The sequence below is a fragment of the Winogradskyella sp. A2 genome, from assembly GCF_046762865.1.
Classification (GTDB): domain Bacteria; phylum Bacteroidota; class Bacteroidia; order Flavobacteriales; family Flavobacteriaceae; genus Winogradskyella.
Genome location: NZ_JBKQXM010000001.1, coordinates 290,287 through 311,934, shown reverse-complemented (window position 1 = coordinate 311,934; position 21,648 = coordinate 290,287). Strand labels below are relative to the sequence as shown.

The 21,648-nt window shown below is 34.5% G+C and carries 15 protein-coding genes; 10 read left to right on the top strand and 5 right to left on the bottom strand.

Translation table 11 applies throughout. The features are described from left to right. Positions 1-57: 57 nt before the first annotated feature. The gene (locus tag ACFWV9_RS01325; protein WP_411893429.1) at positions 58-1,662 is read right to left on the bottom strand and encodes a RagB/SusD family nutrient uptake outer membrane protein; all 1,605 of its coding nucleotides are present in this window, start codon (positions 1,660-1,662) and stop codon (positions 58-60) included. Positions 1,663-1,683: 21 nt separating this feature from the next. Beyond that, complete coding sequence (locus tag ACFWV9_RS01320; RefSeq protein WP_411893428.1) at positions 1,684-4,674, bottom strand: SusC/RagA family TonB-linked outer membrane protein; 2,991 nt, start codon at positions 4,672-4,674, stop codon at positions 1,684-1,686. Positions 4,675-4,901: 227 nt separating this feature from the next. Here ACFWV9_RS01320 and ACFWV9_RS01315 point away from each other — a divergent pair, with 227 nt between their 5' ends. Further along, on the top strand, positions 4,902-5,921 hold the full coding sequence (locus tag ACFWV9_RS01315; RefSeq protein ID WP_411893427.1) for a LacI family DNA-binding transcriptional regulator: 1,020 nt from the start codon (positions 4,902-4,904) through the stop codon (positions 5,919-5,921). A gap of 6 nt (positions 5,922-5,927) precedes the next feature. Here the strand turns inward: ACFWV9_RS01315 and ACFWV9_RS01310 are convergent, their stop codons facing one another. Genes ACFWV9_RS01310 through ACFWV9_RS01300 form a run of 3 tightly spaced genes read right to left on the bottom strand, consistent with a single transcriptional unit; the run spans position 5,928 to position 9,746 of the window. Then, positions 5,928-6,809: a carbohydrate kinase family protein gene (locus ACFWV9_RS01310; RefSeq protein WP_411893426.1), complete on the bottom strand. Its 882-nt coding sequence runs from the start codon at positions 6,807-6,809 to the stop codon at positions 5,928-5,930. A gap of 2 nt (positions 6,810-6,811) precedes the next feature. Then, positions 6,812-8,431 carry a glycoside hydrolase family 32 protein gene (locus tag ACFWV9_RS01305; protein ID WP_411893425.1) on the bottom strand — a complete coding sequence of 540 codons (1,620 nt, stop codon included), beginning with the start codon at positions 8,429-8,431 and terminating at the stop codon, positions 6,812-6,814. Then, on the bottom strand, positions 8,421-9,746 hold the full coding sequence (locus ACFWV9_RS01300; RefSeq protein WP_411893424.1) for a sugar porter family MFS transporter: 1,326 nt from the start codon (positions 9,744-9,746) through the stop codon (positions 8,421-8,423). The genes ACFWV9_RS01305 and ACFWV9_RS01300 overlap by 11 nt, the downstream gene beginning before the upstream one ends. 317 nt (positions 9,747-10,063) lie before the next feature. Between ACFWV9_RS01300 and ilvD the strand changes: the two genes are divergently transcribed. The 9 genes from ilvD (at position 10,064) to argC (ending at position 21,640) form a co-directional block, all read left to right on the top strand. Then, positions 10,064-11,743, top strand: a complete 1,680-nt coding sequence (gene ilvD, locus ACFWV9_RS01295; protein ID WP_411893423.1) for a dihydroxy-acid dehydratase — start codon at positions 10,064-10,066, stop codon at positions 11,741-11,743. A 12-nt stretch (positions 11,744-11,755) separates the two neighbouring features. After that, positions 11,756-13,492, top strand: a complete 1,737-nt coding sequence (ilvB, locus tag ACFWV9_RS01290; RefSeq protein ID WP_411893422.1) for a biosynthetic-type acetolactate synthase large subunit — start codon at positions 11,756-11,758, stop codon at positions 13,490-13,492. 2 nt (positions 13,493-13,494) lie between these two features. After that, positions 13,495-14,016 carry an acetolactate synthase small subunit gene (gene ilvN, locus ACFWV9_RS01285; protein ID WP_411893421.1) on the top strand — a complete coding sequence of 174 codons (522 nt, stop codon included), beginning with the start codon at positions 13,495-13,497 and terminating at the stop codon, positions 14,014-14,016. A gap of 15 nt (positions 14,017-14,031) precedes the next feature. Then, a complete protein-coding gene (gene ilvC, locus ACFWV9_RS01280) occupies positions 14,032-15,534 on the top strand; it encodes a ketol-acid reductoisomerase (protein WP_411893420.1) in 1,503 nt (500 codons plus the stop codon). A gap of 43 nt (positions 15,535-15,577) precedes the next feature. Further along, positions 15,578-16,846: a threonine ammonia-lyase gene (gene ilvA, locus ACFWV9_RS01275; RefSeq protein WP_411893419.1), complete on the top strand. Its 1,269-nt coding sequence runs from the start codon at positions 15,578-15,580 to the stop codon at positions 16,844-16,846. An 11-nt stretch (positions 16,847-16,857) separates the two neighbouring features. Then, entirely contained in the window at positions 16,858-18,435 is a 1,578-nt protein-coding gene (locus ACFWV9_RS01270; protein ID WP_411893418.1) for an NADP-dependent glyceraldehyde-3-phosphate dehydrogenase, read from the top strand. 426 nt (positions 18,436-18,861) lie between these two features. Continuing rightward, entirely contained in the window at positions 18,862-19,485 is a 624-nt protein-coding gene (locus ACFWV9_RS01265; protein WP_411893417.1) for a GNAT family N-acetyltransferase, read from the top strand. Further along, complete coding sequence (locus tag ACFWV9_RS01260; protein ID WP_411893416.1) at positions 19,482-20,666, top strand: argininosuccinate synthase; 1,185 nt, start codon at positions 19,482-19,484, stop codon at positions 20,664-20,666. Before ACFWV9_RS01265 ends, ACFWV9_RS01260 begins: the two co-directional genes overlap by 4 nt. Then, entirely contained in the window at positions 20,663-21,640 is a 978-nt protein-coding gene (argC, locus tag ACFWV9_RS01255; protein ID WP_411893415.1) for an N-acetyl-gamma-glutamyl-phosphate reductase, read from the top strand. The genes ACFWV9_RS01260 and argC overlap by 4 nt, the downstream gene beginning before the upstream one ends. Positions 21,641-21,648: the final 8 nt, after the last annotated feature.

The window sequence follows — 21,648 nt, the reverse complement described above, 5'->3', positions numbered from 1 at the left end:
AAAAGGGGTACTTTAAAAGTACCCCTTTTTACTCAAATAAAATACTTAATAATTAAATTAATAACCAGTGTTTTGCGTTAGTGTACCGCCACTAGCTTCAATTTGTTCTTGAGGGATTGGCATTACAGTTCTAAATGCATCACTGTTTGTTTTTTCCCACCATGAATCTCCCCATTTTCCGAATCTGATCAAGTCAGTTCTTCTACTAGATTCTTGGAACATTTCTTTTCCTCTTTCATCGAAGAAACCGTCAGCATCGATTGACGCTAATGGAGAAAGACCAGCTCTAGCTCTAATAGTATTTACATCTCCTAATGCCATATTCCAATTACCAGCATTTCTTGCCATTGCTTCAGCTCTCATTAAATACACATCTCCTAAACGTACGATTGGATAATCATTGTTCATATCTGGTCTACCAAATAATTGGAAACTGAACTTTTTGGCTCTTACACCACTCTGTCTAACAGAGTTAGGTTCTAGCTCACTAATTTCAGGTGTATATTCAACAACAATTGTTGGGTCATCAGAAGCATAATCTAATAAATCAGCACCATCAAAATCAGTTTGTGGTCCTGCCAAGAAGTTAGCTTCTTTTCTTAAATCTCCATTATCATAGCTGTTATAGAATTCTTCTAAAACTTGGTAACCATTCCATGGTTGTGCATCTAAAGCAAATGTTTGTTGAGAACTATAGTGTAAGTTCATCTGAGAGAAGTTCATCCCACCAGCATTTGACTCATCATAGTATATAGACCATATCATTTCAGGGTTGAATTGGTTGTTAGGTGCAAAAACTGCAGCGTATCCTGATAGTTGATCAGGATCTGAAGCAACATTTGGACGCTTTGCAAGATTTAATACTGAACAACCATCTTCACATAATTGGTAAGGACCATTGTCTATAATATAGCTCGCTGCCCACATAGCTTCTTCCCATCTCGGTGTACCTGAATAAACCTCAGCATTTAAATATAGCTTAGCTAATACACCTAAGGCTGCAAATTGATTTACAATGTATGGTTCTGAACCAGTACCTAAATCACTACCAGATAAATCCATACTTCCTGTTACGGCCGGTATACCTAAAGCATCCAATAATTCTTGCTCAACAAAGTTAAATACAGCAGTACGCTCTGATTGTGGAGCATCTGAACCTGAAGAGGTAATAAGCTTTACTCTTCCATATAAATCTAACAATCTCCAATAGAAGAATGCTCTAATAGTTTTGGCTTGTGCAGCTTCACCTGGAGATAAAGCTGACTCTAACGCAAGATTAGTTTCTGCAATACCACCATAGGCATCAACCCAGGTTCCGTTAAGCGGTCCATTTGAAGAATTCACAGTATGTCTGTGCATATCTAACCAAATACCACCATCAAACCAGTCACCACCTTTTTGGCCAATTGCCATCTCATCAGAAGAAACTGTTTGTACTGAATAGTAACTACCGTGACCAGCAGAACCGTTTCTTAGTCTACCATATGCCGCAGCTAATGCCCCTGAAGGGAAAACACCACCTGCCGTCTCACCAGAGTTGTCTGGTACTCCGTCATCAGAAAATTCAGTTGATAACTCATCTTCTAATACTTCTTCTAGATCTGTACAGGTGTAAAACATCATAGATATCACACCCAGAAATAATAATAAGAATTTTTTCATTTTTTTCATTTTCAATTTTTATTAAAATTTAACATTTAAGCCCAGTGTAATAGTACGATTCTGGAAATAATTGTAACGTCTGTCAATACCAGGAGCTAAAACTTCTGGATTGCCCGTATTACCGCCGTTATCAACAGCTCCAAGATCTTGGAATGCTGGCTCTGGGTCAGCACCTGTGTAATCGGTGATAGTAAATAAGTTCTGTGCTGTTAAAGACACCCTTGCACTCTTAATGAACGAATCATCATTTAAATCAAAGTTATACCCAACAGTTAAGTTATCTAATCTTAAGAAATCTGCTTTCTCAACATAATAAGAACTGAACTGAGCAGTTCTAATATCGTCTCTAGCTAAATCAGTGTTAACATAGTTGTAAGACGACTGAGATCCAATTCTTGGCTCATAAAATACTCTAAACGTATTTACCATGCTATGACCAAACGCACCTCTAAAGAATGCATTTACATCCCAGTTACCAAACTGTACTTGATGTGTCCAACCAATTTCCCAATCTGGAAAACCTTGACCTAGTACTTTGAAGTCACCATCTTCTGCAAGCGCAGAACCTTGATCTGCAACTACATTTCCGTCACCATTAATATCTGCAAGAATAGGAGTTCCATTGGCATCAACTTCGCCTGTAAATACAGGTCCCCAAATTTGACCAATTTCGTCACCTTCTCTTACAAGAATTACTTCCGTATCATTTTGCCCTGGAGCACCTAAGTTAGCAATCGTTCTATCTCCACCAACATTCTTTTCAAGAACAGTCTCATAGGTAGAAGCAACAAGTCCCATATTATAATTAACTCTGTCGTTTCTTACAACATCATAATTAACCGTCAATTCAAATCCCTTTGTATTTAACTCACCAGAGTTTTGAAACTGAGAAGTAAATCCGTTGTTAGAAGCTGCATCAATTTGTACCGAAGTAATAAAGTCTACAATATCTCTGTTATATAAATCCACTGTAGCAGATAATCTGTCCATTGCGAATTCAATACCGAAGTTAAGCTCTCTTTTTTCCTCCCATTTTAAATCTGGATTAGCAAGTCTTGTACCAATACCTGTAGAAGATGATCCAAAGCCACCAGCACCATTTGTTACATTAAATGTTGTTTGTGATAAACCTACACCTGGAGGAATTGCACCTGTCACACCATATCCTAAACGTGCTTTTAACAAGGACACATTATCTAATTGAAGATAGTTATTTAAATCTGCACCAACTGCTACAGACGGGAATGTACCCCATTGATTATCTTCACCAAAACGACTCGATCCTTCACGTCTTAGAGATGCACTTAAATAAATAGCGTCATCAAAAGTAAAGTTTCCTCTTAAGAAGAATGCAATAATTCTATCATCGTCATTTCTCCCACTATTCGCAATTATCCTACCTGCTTCGTTTAAATCTTGAGATACCTCAATTGCATTACTAAAATCAAAATCTACACCTGGAGGGAAATCTCCAACTTGTAAATAATTCTCATTAAAATCATTTTCTTGGAAAGAGTAACCACCATCTAACTTCATTCTAAAGAAATCATTAAATGTCTTATTATAAGAACCAAATAATTCTAAAGTCTTAGTTCTTGCCTCATTACTGTAGAAATCAGCTCTACCTTTTCTGAAAGGACTTACAGCTCCACCTCTAAAGAATGCAGTCGTTGGGTAATATTGATTATTATCTGTTCTAGAGACTTGTTGCCCAACATTTAATGTTGCGGTTAACTCGTCCGTAAATGAATACCTGAAATCTGCATTATAATTAATGGTTGTCGTCGCACCTGCATTTCTATTTTGTTCAGCAATTGACACTGGGTTAAAACTGTCAAATAAACCAAGAGTTTCGAAATATCCACCAAACTGATCTGAGTTAAATGCAAAAGGTGCATCATCACCAAATACAGGAGCAGTAGGGTTATAGACAATTGCATAACGTAATGCTTCGTTGAAACCAAAATCACTATCTCTCTGCGTAAATGCAGAGTTGAAATTAATTCTTAATTTATCATTAAACAGCGTACCAGTAAAGTTACCTCTAACATTCAATTGCTCAAAACCAGAATTAAGTAATATACCTTCAGTATCTCTGTAGTTTACTGCTACCCTGTAGTTAGTATTCTCCGCACCACCAGACATTGCAATGTTGTGAACTTGAGAAAAAGCAGATCTTGTTACCTCGTCTACCCAGTCTGTATCGCTTCCTAAATCTGTACCGCCGGTTGCAAGGAACTGACTACGATTCATTATTTCTACTTCATTAATTGCATCAGAAACTCCGTACTGACCATTATATTCCACAGAAAAAGGTTGGTTACTCCTACCCGATTTTGTAGTAACTAAAATTACACCACTCGATGCTCTAGAACCGTAAATCGCTGCTGCAGAACCATCCTTTAATACCGTAATATTTTTAATATCACTTGGATCCACATTGTTTAAGGATTGTCCAAGTACACCGTCAATTACTACTAAAGGTTCAGTGTTACCACCAACAGTAGAAAGACCTCTAAGTCTAATTATACCGTTGTCATTAGGGTTACCACCTTTGTTGTAGACAGAAAGTCCAGCTACTTTACCTTGCAATAACTGAGATGCATTATTAATCACACCCTTGTTAAATTCTTCTTCACTAACGCTTGTTACAGCGGTGGTGATTTCTTTCCGGACCTGATTACCGTATCCTACAACAACAACAGCTTCTAATTGTGCAACATCTTCTTCAAGAATTACATCAATTACAGAACGTCCGTTTACAGCTATCTCTTGGGTTTTAAAACCGAGATAACTAAAAACAAGAACAGCATCTGAAGCTACATCGTCTAAGGTGTACGTACCATCTAGGTCAGTCTGAGCACCATTAGTGGTCCCCTTTACTATCACATTAACTCCAGGTAAAGTACCTGCGGCATCTGAGACAGTACCTGTTACTGTTTGAGAGTATAGAATACCTCCCAAAACAAAGAAAAAACTACATAAAATTTTTCTTAATAGATTTTGTGTCATACTTAGTTAGTTTAATTAGTATTTGGTTAGATAAGTTATTAGATTAACAAAAAAAAGTTAAATAAATATTAATTAAGGAACTAAAATGCCTCTTTTTTAAGACAACTGCAAAAAAAACTTAAAAAAAACTTAAAATAATTTACGAAAAGGTTTTCGAAAGTTTTCGGTTTTACCTTATTTTTAGATTTTCAAAATCCCCTGATTTTGTTACAGAATCGATACTTAAAATGAAAAAACCCACTTTAAAACAAATTGCTGAAACTCTTGGGATCTCAATTTCTACTGTTTCAAAAGCACTTAAAAATTATCCGGATGTTAGTGCAAAAACAAAGAAAAGTGTTATTGATTTGGCTCAGTCCTTAAATTTCACTCCTAATACATTTGCTCAAAGTTTGAGAAGTAAAGAATCTAAAACAATTGGAGTAATTATTCCTAGTATGGTTCATTATTATTTTTCGAGCATATTAGATGCAATTTTAAAGGAATCTGAAAAAAAAGGTTATATGGTTATAATAATGCAATCTAACGAGGACCACGAACTTGAAAAAAAACAAATTAAACTACTATTAGATAAAGGTGTCGATGGAATATTAATTTCGCTTTCAAATAGAACAAAAGATTTTCAGTACCTACAAAGAGTAATAGATTATGGTACACCACTTGTGCTTTTTGATAAGATTACAAAACTCTTAAAATGCTCTAAAGTAATCATCAATGATATTAAAGCGTCCTACGATGTAGTAACACATTTAATTAATAAAGGTTATAAACGCATAGCTTATTTTAGAGGAGATTTAAATCCTCAAAATTCCATCGATCGTTTTTTAGGATATAAAAAGGCCTTGGAGGATAATGGAATAAAATACGATTCATCTCTTGTTTACTCAAGCCCTATTGCAAATTTTGATGAAGGTTATGCAAATGCAAAAAAATTAATAGAAGAAGACAAGGCCAATGTCGATGCTATTTATACCATTACTGATTTAAATGCGATTGGTGTCATTAATTATTTAAATGAGAAAAATATAAAAATACCAGAGGAAATTGCAGTATTTGGATTTAGTAATTGGTTTATGTCTTCTGTAATAACTCCTTCTTTATCTTCTGTAGAACAGAATGCCTATGAAACAGGTGAAAAATGTGTTGAATTATTATTTAATGAAATAGAGAGCAAACAAAAAGGAATACCTTTTAAACATGAAACAATAACAATAGATACGCAACTAATTTTGCGAAACTCAACTTAAAACAATTTAAGACTCTATAAGACTGTCAATTTCAGATTGTTCAATTATAGGATTTGCTCCCTCCTTTGATGCAACCAAAGCACCTACAGCGCATGCTAAATCTAATGACATTTGTTCACCATGGTGATTAATTAAACCATTAATAAAAGTGGCCAAAAATGAATCTCCAGCACCAACGGTATCCCTAACCTCAACTTTATAGCCAGTATTACTAAATACTTTATTATTCTTAAAATAAATAGCACCCTTATCACCTAAAGTGACACAAATATGGTTTGTGTTTGTTTGCTTTGAGATATAACTACAAAGACTCTCAATTGATTCTGATCTGAATTTTAGGTAATCACATATTTCAAATAGTTCTTCGTCATTAAACTTAATTAGATCAGCATGCATCATTAACTTCATTATTCTTTCTATATTAAAATGAGGCTTTCTTAAATTTACATCAAAGACTTTAAATCTTGCAAAGGGCATTAATTTTAATAGTGTAGTTTTAGATGTTTCCATGCGAGAAGCAAGACTTCCGTATACAAATACCTCCGATTCTTCAGTAATTGATTCTAATATGTCCGAATATTCTATTGCGTCCCAAGCACAGGGCTGTTTTATTTTATAAGATGCAGAACCACCATTATCTAAAGAAACCAAAACCTGACTTGTCTTATACTTATTGCTTACCTGAATACCTTCTGTATGTATCTCGTTGTTTTCAATAAACCGCAACAGCTGCTCACCATCTTTATCATTACCTACACTACTAATCATAGCAACGTCATTTCCAAAAGAACTAAGTCTTAATGCAACGTTTAAGGGTGCACCACCAACTTTTTTCAGTGTTGGAAAAACATCCCATAAAACTTCACCAAAACAAACTATCTTATTCACAATTAATCAAATTTTAACTCTGCAATCTCAACATTACTAATTTTAAACTCAGAGTCTTCACTTTCAATAAAGAATTCATCAAATGGTTCTTTAGGAAAAAACAATTCGGTCAAAACAATTGCTCCATCATTAACAAATACTTCTACGGAGGTTTTATCTAAAAGAATTTGAACTTTAACTTTTTCAAGTGGTTCAGGCAAATTAACTTTTGAAATGTGAGACGCAAATTTCTCGGAAAATTCAACCTTTCCAGATTTTGTTCTATCAAGAAAAAGAGTCTTAGTTAAATTATTTATACCAATTATTAGCGAATCAGAATTATTATTAAAAACAAACCGATATTCATTCTCTCCCAGTCCTTTTAATTGAAATTTAAGATTCAATTTATTGAAGTCAATATCTCTTTCATTTAAGATATTTGATAATTCTTCACCACTACTTAACATATCTTTTTCAATCTTCCTTGAAATAAAATTATTCAGTTCCTTTACGGGTTGGTTTAATAAAGTATATTGCTCATCATTTCTTATTAGATTCAATTCTCTTGGAATTGTCATAGTGCTTCGCCATTTATAGGTTGGGACATCTCTGGCATAATCCCAATTAGACATCCAACCAATAAATAATTTTCTACCATCTATCATAGGAATATTAGACCAGGTTACTCCAGCATAATTATCCCTACCATAATCTAACCAAATTGAATTATATTGATCTAATTGCTTAGAAAAATTATCATCGAGCACAAAATGTTGACCGTCAAAATCACCAATAAAGTATTGTGTTGCACTGCCTCCGTTTGGTCCAGATGGATTGATACTTACTAGTAAAACCCATTTATATTCTTCACTGCCTTCTACCTTAATTGGAAATAAATCTGGGCATTCCCAAACACCACCATGTTCGCCTTTCTCTTCTCCAAAATCAGACTCAAAATCCCAATCCTTTAAATTAGAAGAACTATAAAACATTATTTTATTTCCTGCCGCAAGAGACATAATCCATCGCTTAGTTTTTGTATCCCAAATAACTTTAGGATCTCTAAAATCTTTAATTCCAGGATTTGAAATAACAGGATTTTCATTGTATTTAACCCAAGTCATACCTTCATCCAATGAGTAAGCAATGCCTTGAGTCTGAAAATCTAAATCTCCTCTTTTTTCACCCTCCATATTATGGTATGTGTAAATGGCTACTACAGGCACTTTACCATCCATACCAAATCCTGAGGTATTATGATAATCTACCACAGCACTTCCAGAAAATATAAGTCCCAGCTCATCTGGATATAAGGCAATGGGCTGTTCTTTAAAATTGATTAAGTCTTCACTAATTGCATGTCCCCAATGCATTGGACCCCATACATTATCCTCTGGATAATACTGAAAATACAAATGATATTTACCATTAAGATAAAACATTCCGTTTGGATCGTTCATCCAATTATTCTTTGGCGTAAAGTGATAAAGAGGTCGGTACTTTAATTCATCTTCACTGAGGTTTTCTGTGACCACAAAATCTTTTGAAGGTTCTTCCTTGGTCTCCTTACAACTGAAGCAAACGAATAAAAGTAATATCAGACTTAATTTATAACCCTTTTTCAAGTTGAATTTATTTATCATTTCTAATAAGTTTTTTGCTTAATTCTTCGAGTGATATTCCTTTAGTTTCAGGCATCATAAAAATCACGAATAACAACTGGAACACCATCATTATGGCAAACACCAAAAATACAGTCCCTGGTCCTATTGATGAAAACAAAACTGGAACTAATGAAGGAATTATTGCCGCTAATATCCAATGCGTCGAAGTACCAAAAGACTGACCACTAGCTCTTAAATGATTAGGGAATATTTCAGAAATATAAACCCATATTATGGCACCTTGACCAATAGCATGAGAAGCAATAAAAAGGAACAAAAAAATCGGTACAGCTAGTCCTTCCCAATTAAGAAAAAATGCTATGGAAACTAGACTTAATGAAATAATATATCCTATAGAACCAATATACATTAGGACCTTCCTACCCAATCTGTCAATTAAAAATACACCTAATAACGTAAATATCAAGTTAGTAACACCAATACCAATACTACTTAACAAGGCGGTACTTTCTCCAAGCCCAGCTTCTTCAAAAATTCTTGGTGCATAATATAAAAAAGCATTAATACCCGAAAATTGATTGAACATTGCAACTAAAAATGCTAACATAAGAGGGAATCTATATTTCTTCATAAATATATTTTCACCTGAACTTTGGTTTTCAGTCTCATATTTAACTGTCTGAATAAACTCATCCGCGTCCGCATCTGAATCTATTAATCCTAACACCTTTTTTGCTTCACTTTCTCGTTGTTTAGAAATTAACCAACGAGGACTCTTCGGAACGGTAAAAATTAAAAGTGTATAAATAAAGGCTGGGAATGCTTCTACACCAATCATCCAACGCCATGCATTTTCACCAACATTTCTGAGTAAATAATTGGAAAGAAAAGCTATTAATATTCCAAGAACAATATTAAATTGATATAAGGCTACTAACTTTCCTCTGTTTTTAGCTGGTGATATTTCTGAAACGTAAGCAGGTGCTGCAATAGTTGACACTCCTACTCCTATACCACCTAAAAATCTAAAAAAAGCAAAGCTGTAAGGGTCATTAACCAATGCTGAACCAATTGCCGAAATTAAATAGAATATTCCTATCCATATTAGAGTTGTTTTTCTACCTAATCTGTTGGTAGGTATGCCACCAAAAATCGCTCCAAAAACAGTTCCCCATAATGCCATTGCCATAACAACAGAACCATGAAACCCATCAGAGGATTGCCAAAGCGCTTGTAATTTTTTATCTGCCCCTGAGATTACAACTGTATCAAAACCAAATAAAAAACCTGCAAGTGCAGCCGTAATTGACCATAATAAAATTCGTTTATCCATGATTCATATTGTTTTATAATGCATTAAGATATAAATCTTTATTTAGTAATAATTATTTATCATTAAAAACACACTTTTTAGGTTCCGAAAAGCATTTCGGCAGAAATCGTCTAAAGGTTTTTGATAATCCGTAAAAAAATATTGAAATATTAACACTTTTGAACATCATATAAAAATAGTCTTAAACACATGTTTATCAGTTACTTAAAAACTTATAAAGTGCTCTGACTTTAGATACTATTTAAAAACTCAATCAGCTTTGGAATGTGCAAAAAGTAATTTAGTCATAGATAATCACAATATGTATAAATGATTCTATGGGTCAATTAAATAAATTTAGTAAAACTGTTACTCAAGATCCAACGCAACCAGCAGCACAAGCCATGTTGCATGCCATTGGTTTAACCAAAGAAGATTTTAACAAACCAATAATAGGAATTGCCAGCACTGGTTATGAAGGTAACCCTTGTAATATGCATCTAAATGACTTGGCAAAACTTGTTAAAAATGGTACACAAAACGAAGATGTTATTGGGTTAATATTCAACACTATTGGTGTAAGTGACGGCATATCAATGGGGACGCCAGGTATGCGATATTCCTTACCATCTCGAGATGTTATTGCAGACTCTATGGAAACCGTTGTACAAGCGATGAGTTATGATGGCTTAGTTACAGTTGTAGGTTGTGATAAAAATATGCCTGGTGCCTTAATGGCGATGATTCGTTTAAATAGACCGTCTATATTAGTTTATGGTGGCACCATTGATTCTGGTTGTCATAATGGTAAAAAATTAGATGTAGTCTCAGCATTTGAAGCATGGGGAAGTAAGGTTGCTGGTACCATGACAGAAAATGAATTTCAAAATATAGTTGAGAAAGCTTGCCCAGGAGCTGGAGCATGTGGTGGTATGTATACTGCTAATACTATGGCAAGTGCTATTGAAGCGCTAGGAATGGCTTTGCCTTTTAACTCTTCCAATCCAGCATTGAGTGACTCTAAAAAACAAGAATCTATAAGGGCAGGTGAAGCAATGCGAGTGTTACTTGAAAAGGACATAAAACCTTCAGATATTATTACTAGAAAATCGCTTGAAAATGCAGTAAGGCTTGTAACTATTCTTGGTGGTTCTACTAACGCTGTACTTCACTTTCTAGCTATAGCAAGAGCAGCTCAAATTGATTTTACACTTAAAGATTTTCAAGATATAAGTGACAACACTCCATTCTTGGCAGATTTAAAACCTAGTGGTAAATATCTCATGGAGGATGTTCATGCGGTTGGAGGAATTCCTGCTGTAATGAAGTACCTTTTAAAGAAAGGATTGTTACATGGTGAATGCCTGACAGTAACAGGAAAAACGCTTGCAGAAAACTTATTAGATGTTGAAGATTTAACCGAAGGCCAAGATGTTATAAAACCAATTGAAGAACCTATTAAAACTACTGGCCATTTACGTATGCTTTACGGCAACCTTGCTGAGGAGGGTAGTGTTGCAAAAATAACCGGAAAAGAAGGCTTAAGTTTTAAAGGAAAAGCAAAAGTCTTTGAAGGCGAATATGATGCAAATGATGGTATAAGAGATGGAAAAGTTGAAAAAGGAGATGTTGTTGTTATTCGTTACGAAGGTCCAAAAGGAGGTCCAGGAATGCCAGAAATGCTTAAACCTACTGCCGCAATAATGGGAGCAGGTTTAGGAAAAGATGTCGCTTTAATTACTGATGGTAGATTCTCAGGGGGAACTCATGGTTTTGTCGTTGGACATATCACACCCGAAGCGCAAGAAGGAGGTACCATTGCTTTTGTAAAAGACGGAGATATTATTACTATAGATGCAGAAACCAATACAATTTCAGTTGAAGTTTCTGAAGAAGAATTACAAAAAAGAAGACAACATTGGAAAGCACCAGAATTGAAGTTTGAAAGAGGCGTGCTTTATAAATATGCAAAAACAGTATCATCAGCATCTAAAGGATGTGTAACTGATGAATTTTAAAAGACTGAGAATATGAAAGAAACTCTTACCATACAAAGTCAAACTACAGATACAGAAACTACAGAACGTATAGCTGGTAGCGAAGCCGTTGTAAAATGTTTGCTAGCTGAAGGCGTTGATATTCTATACGGATATCCTGGCGGAGCGATTATGCCAGTTTATGACGAATTATATAAGTATCAAGATAAAATTCATCATGTCTTAACACGTCATGAACAAGGAGCCACACATGCTGCCCAAGGGTTTGCTCGTATTTCTGGTAAAGTAGGAGTTTGCATTGCAACCTCTGGTCCAGGAGCGACCAATTTAATTACTGGGATAGCAGATGCCCAAATAGACTCTACACCTATGGTTTGTATTACAGGTCAGGTAGGTTCTCATTTATTGGGTAGCGATGCGTTTCAAGAAACAGATATTGTAGGTATTTCTACACCTGTTACAAAATGGAATTATCAAATCACAAAGGCGTCTGAGATTCCTGAAATCATGGCTAAAGCATTTTATATTGCTCAAAGTGGACGTCCTGGTCCGGTTCTAGTAGACATAACAAAAGATGCTCAATTTGAAGAGTTTGATTTTAAATATAAAAAATGTACAAAGGTAAGAAGCTACAAAGCTGTTCCAGATACTGACATTTCTAAGGTAAAAGAAGCTGCAGAATTAATAAATACTGCAAAAAAACCAATGATTGTTTGGGGACAGGGAGTCATTCTAGGTGGAGCCGAAGAAGAATTAACAGCCGTAATTGAAAAAGCAGGAATTCCTTCTGCCTGGACAATTCTTGGCGCTTCTGCAATTCCAACAGCTCACCCTTTAAATATTGGTATGGTAGGTATGCATGGTAATTATGCACCAAATGTATTAACTAACGAATGTGATGTGCTAATCGCTATCGGTATGCGATTTGACGATCGTGTAACAGGTAATTTAGATACCTATGCAAAACAAGCGAAGATTATTCACTTTGAGATTGATCCTGCAGAAATAGATAAGAATGTAATGACAGATGTTGCCGTTTTAGGTGATTCTAAAGAAAGCTTAACACAACTATTACCTTTATTGAATGAAAACAAACATTCTGAATGGCATCAAAAATTCAAAGATTTATATGCCATTGAATATAATGAAGTTATAAAAAACGACTTACATCCAACCAAAGAAGGGTTAACCATGGGTGAAGTTTTAAAAGAAATAAATACGCAAACTAACGGAGAAGCGGCAATTGTTTCAGATGTCGGGCAACACCAAATGATTGCTTGTCGTTATGCGGAATTTAAAAACACAAGAAGCAACATTACTTCTGGAGGATTAGGAACCATGGGATTTGGTCTTCCTGCAGCAATTGGAGCAAAAATGGCAGCACCAGAACGCGAAGTCATTTCTATTTCTGGTGATGGTGGTTACCAAATGACACTTCAGGAATTGGGCACCATTTTTCAGCAAAAGGCAGCAGTAAAAGTGGTTGTGTTAAATAATGATTTCCTAGGCATGGTACGTCAATGGCAACAATTGTTTTTTGATAAACGCTACGCTTCAACAGAAATGACAAACCCAAATTTTGTAGCCATCGCAGAAGGTTATTATATAAAAGCAAGGAAAGTTACAAAACGTGAAGAATTAGCAGATGCAGTAAAAGAAATGATAGAAAGTAAAGAGGCCTATTTTTTAGAGGTTTGCGTAGAGAAAGAAGATAATGTATTTCCGATGATACCATCAGGAGCTACTGTTTCAGATATAAGATTAAAATAAGTATGGAAGTGAAACAAAATTTTACGGTTTCGGTATATACCGAAAACAATGTAGGGATATTAAACCGTTTATCTGCAATATTTTTAAAACGTCATATAAATATTGAAAGTATGATTGTTTCAAAATCTGAAATTGATGACGTCTATAGATTCACGTTTGTGGTAGTTGTTCCAAAAACGTTAATTCGAAAAGTAGTTGGGCAGTTAGAAAAACAAATTGAAGTTATTAGAGCCTTTTATCATACAGAAGATGAAATCATATATAACGAAACTGCATTATTTAAAATATCTTCAGAACATTTGTATGATGAAACCATTCAGAATAAAATGAAGTTTAGACGCGCACATATTATATCAATAACAGAAAATTATTTTGTTATCGAAGCATCTGGTTTAAGGGATGATATAGATAATATGTACGAAAAATTAAAACCATATGGTTTGTTGCAATTTGTTCGTTCAGGACGAATTGCCATAACTAGACCAAAAATGGCGATATCAGAATTATTACAAGAAATTAATTAAAAGACTAATAAAATCATGTCAAATTATTTTAACACGTTACCATTAAGAGAACAATTAGAGCAATTAGGAAAGTGTCGTTTTATGGATGCTTCAGAATTTGAAGATGGCGTTGATGCATTAAAAGGAAAGAAAATTGTAATTGTAGGCTGTGGAGCACAAGGGCTTAACCAAGGGTTAAATATGAGAGATTCTGGTTTAGATATTTCGTATACATTACGCCAAGTTGCTATTGATCAAAAGCGCGATTCATACAAAAATGCAACCTCTAACGGATTTACTGTGGGTACATACGAGGAATTAATTCCTACAGCAGATTTAGTCTTAAACTTAACACCAGACAAGCAGCACACTAACGTTGTAAAAGCAGTAATGCCGTTGATGAAAAAAGGAGCAACATTGAGCTATTCACATGGTTTTAATATTGTAGAAGAAGGCACTAAGATTCGTGAAGATATCACTGTAATCATGGTAGCACCAAAATGTCCAGGAACTGAAGTTAGAGAAGAATATAAAAGAGGGTTTGGGGTACCAACGTTAACGGCAGTGCATCCAGAGAATGATCCTGAAGGTAAAGGCTGGGCCCAAGCAAAAGCTTATGCGGTTGCAACTGGAGGTCATCGTGCGGGTGTTTTAGAATCTTCATTTATAGCTGAAGTAAAGTCTGATTTAATGGGAGAACAGACCATTCTTTGCGGTTTACTTCAAACTGGAGCAATTTTGTCATTTGATAAAATGGTAGAAGAAGGTATCGAGCCTGGTTATGCTGCTAAACTTATTCAGTTTGGTTGGGAAACAATTACGGAAGCGTTAAAACATGGTGGCATCACAAATATGATGGACAGATTATCTAATCCTGCCAAGATTAAAGCTTTTGAATTATCAGAAGAACTTAAAGATATAATGCGTCCATTATTTGAAAAGCATATGGATGATATTATTTCAGGTCATTTTTCAACCACTATGATGAAAGATTGGGCTAATGATGATATAAATTTATTGAAATGGCGTGAAGCAACCGGTGAAACAGCCTTTGAAAAAACGGCTCTAACAACAGATCACATTTCAGAACAAGAATATTTTGATAATGGAACATTATTAGTAGCTTTCGTAAAATCTGGTGTAGAACTTGCTTTTGAAACTATGGTTAGCGCAGGTATAATTGAAGATTCCGCATACTACGAATCATTACATGAATTACCATTGATTGCCAATACTATTGCGCGTAAGAAGTTATTTGAAATGAATCGTGTTATTTCTGATACTGCTGAGTATGGTTGCTATTTATTTGACCATGCATGTAAACCATTATTGACTGATTTTATGAAAACGGTTGAAACTGATATCATTGGAAAGTCATATTCAGATACCAATGGCGTGGACAATGTAGAACTAATTACTGTGAACGATGCCATTAGAAATCATCCTATTGAAGCAGTAGGTCAACGTTTACGAGCTGCAATGACAGCAATGAAAGTTATAAAATCAGATGTGAAAACTAAAGATTCTGTCTTAGCATAATAAATTCTTATCATTCTGAAAACGATTCAGAATCTCAGGAAACATGAAAGAAACCACAACGATATACAGACCAACATTAAAGGCAATTGAAGCTGCTGCCGAGAAATTAAAAGGCATTGCATCGGTTACACCTTTGACTAAAAATGGACGGTATTCGAAGCATTTTGGTGCTAATATATATTTTAAAAGAGAGGACTTACAAGAAGTCCGTTCTTACAAAATTCGTGGTGCCTATAATAAGATTTCATCATTAAGTGCATCTCAAACTGAAAACGAAATTGTTTGTGCTAGTGCAGGAAATCATGCACAAGGCGTAGCTCTTTCCTGCAAGCTTTTAAAAATAAAAGGTACTATTTATATGCCTTCACCAACACCTAATCAAAAAATTGAACAGGTGAAAATGTTTGGTGAAGATTATATTGATGTAATTTTAGTGGGTGATTCTTTTGATGATGCTTACCATGCCGCACTAGAAGAATCTGAATCACTCAACAAAACTTTTATTCACCCATTTAATGACGAAAAAGTTATTGAAGGGCAAGCAACTGTAGGTCTGGAAATTATTGATCAGGCCAAAGAACATCCTATTCATTACGTTTTTGTTCCCGTTGGTGGTGGTGGGCTTGCGGCAGGATTGTCATCAGCTTTCAAAATTTTATCTCCGCAAACAAAAATTATTAGTGTAGAACCAAAAGGTGCTTCTGCAATGTTAAACTCTATTAGAAATAATAGAAATATTACATTAAATAAAATAGACAACTTTGTCGATGGTGCTGCTGTGAAACGCGTTGGTGATTTAAATTTTGCGATTTGCAAAGAGACCTTGCATCGTGTTGTTGAAGTAGATGAAGGCAAGATTTGTCAGACTATTTTAGATTTATATAACAAAGATGCCATAGTTGTTGAGCCTGCTGGAGCGCTGAGCCTTTGTGCGTTAGAACAGTTTTCTGAAGAAATAAAAGGTAAGAATGTAGTTTGCGTCATTAGCGGAAGCAATAATGATATTACACGTACCGCAGAGATTAAAGAACGTGCATTGCTATATGCAAATTTAAAACATTACTTCATTGTTAAATTCCCACAACGTACAGGAGCTTTAAGAGATTTTGTTGTAGATATTTTAGGTCCTACAGACGATATTACTCATTTCGAATACACAAAAAAGGCAAACCGCGAAAATGATGTTGCCGTAGTGGGTCTAGAGTTAAAACATCCAGACGATTTAGAACCGTTAATTACTAAAATGAAGCTTCATAATTTTTATGGAGATTATCTTAATGATAAACCCGATTTATTTCAATTCTTAGTTTAAAGAAAATTAAAATGACTATACCAGAACAGTATCAAATTAAAGAGATATTAAATCAAAATACTTACTTAGTTAACGGCGAATTAAAAACTTGGACAGGAGATACTTCAAAAGTATATTCTACCATTTCGTCAACTGAAAACTATCAACCAACTTTATTAGGCACCATACCAACATTAGGAGAAAGTGAAGCGCTCGAAGCGCTTGATTCCGCTGTAAAAGCCTATGGTAAAGGCCAAGGGTTGTGGCCAACTATGAAGGTAGCTGACAGGATTTCATGTATGGAAAAATTTGTTGGACAAATGAAAACCAAACGTGAAGAGGTAGTAAAACTTTTAATGTGGGAAATAGGTAAAAACCTACCTGATTCACAAAAGGAGTTTGACAGAACAGTAGAATACATTTATGATACCATCGAAGACTATAAAAAAATGGATCGTGATAGTGCTAAGTTTGAAAAACACGATGGCGTCCATGCACATATTAGACGAGGTCCTTTAGGCGTTGTTCTATGTTTAGGACCATACAACTATCCACTTAATGAAACGTTTGCTTTGCTTATTCCTGCCTTAATGATGGGCAATACTTCGATATTTAAGCCTGCGAAATTTGGGGTTCTTTTACTTACTCCATTGTTAGAAGCTTTCCAGAGTAGTTTCCCTAAAGGTGTTGTCAATATTATTTATGGACGAGGAAGAACAGTTGCAACTCCAATTATGAGAGATGGTCGTGTAGATGTATTGGCATTAATAGGTAATAGTAAATCGGCAAACGCATTACAGAACGAACATCCTAAAAGTAACCGTTTAAGGATGGTGCTAGGATTAGAAGCTAAAAATCCAGCAATAGTATTACCAGATGCAGATTTAGAACTTGCTATTAATGAATGCATTGCAGGAACGACCTCATTTAATGGGCAACGTTGTACGGCATTAAAAGTATTATATGTTCATGAAGCGATAATTGAAAAATTTAATGCTCTTTTTTCTGAAAAAGTAGATAGTTTAAAATTTGGTAATCCATGGGAAGATGGCGCTAAACTTACGCCTCTACCAGAACCAGATAAACCAGCTTACATCCAAGAATTAATTGATGATGCTACTTCTAAAGGAGCTAAAATAATTAATAATAAAGGTGGCGAAACAACAGACAATTATATTTTCCCTGCTGTATTATACCCAGTAACAAAGGATATGAGAGTATATGAGGAAGAACAATTCGGACCAGTAATACCTGTCATTCCATTTACAGATATTGAGAAACCTTTAGACGATATGGCATCCTCTAATTACGGCCAGCAAGTGAGTCTCTTTGGTAAAGACACTAAAACGTTGGCACCTTTGATTGATACCTTAGTAAATCTTGTTTGTCGTGTAAATCTGAACAGTTCATGTCAGAGAGGACCTGATGTATATCCATTTACTGGAAGAAAGGACTCTGCGGTTGCAACCCTTAGTGTTCATGATGCTCTACGATCATTTTCAATTAGAACTTTTGTCGCATCAAAAGACAATGAGTATAATAATGCAATTTTAAAAGAATTGTTAGACACTAAAGTTTCAAATTTTGTAAGTACAGATTACATCCTTTAACGGAAGGCTAACAATGTGATTTTCATAATATTGATAAAGAATAATTTTCAAATCCATAATTTTAAGTAAAATGTTGCTTAATAGTATTGCCAATAAAAATATAATATGTAGTTTAGTCTTATGATTGTACAATTTAATATCAATAGAGAACACATCCCCTTTGGGAATACTGCTAGAAATCGCCGTCGCTAATACACTAATTAGTAACTAAAACCTCTATTAATTAATCATTTTTTTATTGTGCATAATTCAAGTTTTACATATCAATTACAAATCACAGTTATCCAAGGAGATAACCAGATTTTGATTCGTCGCTTTTCACCACGTCGCCCGTAAGGGTATGCGTTCATTTATGGAACTTAGGTGAGTCCGGTTCCCTTTCAAGACAAAAATCTAAACAAAGTTTTTAATTCAAATTCAATTACAATGCAAATTGTTATTGCAAACAAATCACATAGCATTTACGCAGAGATCATCTGTAAAACAATAGCTGAAGCCGCACAAGTTAGAGGTACTGGTATTGCTAAGCGACAACCAGAATATATAATTAATAAAATGGTAAATGGTAATGCCGTTATTGCATTAGATGACGATAATTTTGCAGGCTTCTGTTATATCGAATCATGGGGACACGGAAAATTCGTTGCAAATTCTGGTTTAATTGTTCATCCTGATTTTAGAAAAATGGGGCTAGCCAAAAAAATAAAAAAAGTAGTTTTTGAACATTCTAGAAAGAAATTTCCAGATTCAAAAGTATTTAGTATAACTACTGGTTTGGCCGTTATGAAAATGAACAGTGAGCTTGGCTATAAGCCTGTGACTTTTTCTGAACTAACAGATGACCAAAGCTTCTGGGACGGTTGCCAAACTTGTAAAAACTATGATGTTTTACAACGTACCGAACAAAAGATGTGCTTATGTACTGGGATGCTTTATGACCCAGCAAAAGAATTGAATAAAAAAGAACAAAAACATAACTACGATAAAAAAGTGTGGACACGATTAAAAAATATCAAACAGTCTATCCTTTTAAAAAAAGATAAAAAATGAAAAAGTTAGTCATAGCATATAGTGGTGGATTAGATACATCTTATTGTGCACTTAGTTTGAGTAAAGCTGGTTACGAAGTCCATGCTGTCTCGGTTAATACAGGTGGCTTTACAGATAAAGAAATCAAGGAGATTGAATCTAATGCTTATAAAATGGGTGTTTCAACCTATAAAAATATAGATGCAATTAAATCCTACTACAACAAAGTAATTAAATACTTAGTTTTTGGTAATGTTCTTAAGAACAATACCTATCCATTGTCAGTAAGCGCAGAACGAATTATACAGGCTATTGAAATTATAGAATATGCTAAAAAAATAGACGCAGAATTTATTGCACATGGTAGCACTGGTGCAGGTAATGACCAAGTGAGATTTGACATGATTTTTCAAACCCTTGCTCCAGAAATAAAAATCATTACGCCAATAAGAGACCAGCAATTATCAAGACAAGAAGAAATTGATTACCTCGTTGCAAATGGAATTGATATGTCTTGGAACAAAGCGAAATATTCAATTAATAAAGGGCTTTGGGGAACTAGTGTTGGTGGCGCCGAAACCTTAACGTCTGAGCTTCCTTTGCCAGAATCAGCTTATCCATCGCAATTAGAAAAAGAGGATAAACAAGAGATAAAACTAACATTTGAAAAAGGCGAACTAGTAGCTATTAATGGAAAAACAAACATACCAGAAAAAAACATAGAAATACTTAATGATATTGCATCTGCTTATGCCATAGGAAGAGATATTCATGTGGGTGATACCATTGTTGGAATTAAAGGTAGAGTTGGATTTGAAGCAGCTGCATCATTAATAATTATAAAAGCTCATCATCTACTTGAAAAACATACACTAACGAAATGGCAACAACAGCACAAGGATTATATCTCTAATTTTTATGGAATGCATCTTCATGAGGGTCAATATTTAGATCCGGTAATGAGAGACATGGAAGCAATGTTAGAGAGTAGCCAGAAAATGGTTTCAGGAGAAGTTAGTATAACATTAAAACCATACCATTTTAACTTAAATGGTATTTCTTCCAAACATGATTTAATGAATACCAATTTTGGAAGTTACGGTGAAGAAAATAAAGGATGGACTGCAGATGAGGCAAAAGGATTTATTAAAATTAACGCCAATGCCAACAAAATTTATCAACTAACAAACTCAGAGATATGATTAAAGCAGGAGTTATAGGAGGAGCAGGTTATACTGCTGGTGAATTGATAAGATTATTACTTAATCATAAAGAGGTAACTATCGATTTCATCTACAGTACTTCAAACGCTGGCAACTATGTTTATCAAGTCCATCAAGACTTAATTGGTTCTACTGAACTAAAGTTTTCATCTGCCGTAAATAAAGAAATCGATGTTTTATTTCTTTGTCTAGGACATGGAAATTCCAAAGATTTTTTATCCAAAATTGAATTCTCAAAAACTACCAAAATTATTGATCTAAGCAATGATTTTAGACTTAAAAAAGATCATGTTTTTCAAGGAAAAAAATTCGTATATGGTTTACCAGAACTTCAAAAAGAGAATATAAAAAAGGCAACACATATTGCTAATCCTGGTTGCTTTGCAACAGCGATTCAACTTGGTTTATTACCATTGGCTAATGCTAATACATTAGAAAGCGACACACATATCAATGCAGTAACTGGCGCAACTGGCGCAGGAACTTCATTATCTCCAACAACTCATTTTACATGGAGAGATAATAACTATTCCTATTATAAACCATTTACTCATCAACACTTAGGTGAAATTAATCAGACCTTAAACATTCTTCAAGACAACTACGAATCTGATGTTTATTTTATGCCGAATAGAGGGAATTTTTCAAGAGGTATTTATGCCACATTATATACTAATTATAACGGTAGCTTAGAAGATGCTTATTCTCTTTTTGAGACTTACTACAATAATGCACCATTTACAGTTATTTCAAAGTCGCCAATACATCTTAAGCAGGTTGTAAATACTAATAAATGCATTATTCATTTACATAAACATAATGACAAACTCCTTGTAAGCAGTATCATAGACAATTTACTTAAAGGTGCTTCAGGTCAGGCTATTCAGAATATGAATCTAATGTTTGGATTTGAAGAATCCGAAGGATTAAAACTAAAAGCTAATTATTTCTAAAGTTAAGA

Bases quoted from the DNA above. Each gene is read 5' to 3' on its own strand.
- ACFWV9_RS01325 (WP_411893429.1), bottom strand. From the start codon at position 1,662: ATGAAAAAATTCTTATTATTATTTCTGGGTGTGATATCTATGATGTTT.
- ACFWV9_RS01320 (WP_411893428.1), bottom strand. From the start codon at position 4,674: ATGACACAAAATCTATTAAGAAAAATTTTATGTAGTTTTTTCTTTGTT.
- ACFWV9_RS01315 (WP_411893427.1), top strand. From the start codon at position 4,902: ATGAAAAAACCCACTTTAAAACAAATTGCTGAAACTCTTGGGATCTCA.
- ACFWV9_RS01305 (WP_411893425.1), bottom strand. From the start codon at position 8,431: ATGATAAATAAATTCAACTTGAAAAAGGGTTATAAATTAAGTCTGATA.
- ACFWV9_RS01300 (WP_411893424.1), bottom strand. From the start codon at position 9,746: ATGGATAAACGAATTTTATTATGGTCAATTACGGCTGCACTTGCAGGT.
- ilvD (WP_411893423.1), top strand. From the start codon at position 10,064: ATGGGTCAATTAAATAAATTTAGTAAAACTGTTACTCAAGATCCAACG.
- ilvB (WP_411893422.1), top strand. From the start codon at position 11,756: ATGAAAGAAACTCTTACCATACAAAGTCAAACTACAGATACAGAAACT.
- ilvN (WP_411893421.1), top strand. From the start codon at position 13,495: ATGGAAGTGAAACAAAATTTTACGGTTTCGGTATATACCGAAAACAAT.
- ilvC (WP_411893420.1), top strand. From the start codon at position 14,032: ATGTCAAATTATTTTAACACGTTACCATTAAGAGAACAATTAGAGCAA.
- ilvA (WP_411893419.1), top strand. From the start codon at position 15,578: ATGAAAGAAACCACAACGATATACAGACCAACATTAAAGGCAATTGAA.
- ACFWV9_RS01270 (WP_411893418.1), top strand. From the start codon at position 16,858: ATGACTATACCAGAACAGTATCAAATTAAAGAGATATTAAATCAAAAT.
- ACFWV9_RS01265 (WP_411893417.1), top strand. From the start codon at position 18,862: ATGCAAATTGTTATTGCAAACAAATCACATAGCATTTACGCAGAGATC.
- ACFWV9_RS01260 (WP_411893416.1), top strand. From the start codon at position 19,482: ATGAAAAAGTTAGTCATAGCATATAGTGGTGGATTAGATACATCTTAT.
- argC (WP_411893415.1), top strand. From the start codon at position 20,663: ATGATTAAAGCAGGAGTTATAGGAGGAGCAGGTTATACTGCTGGTGAA.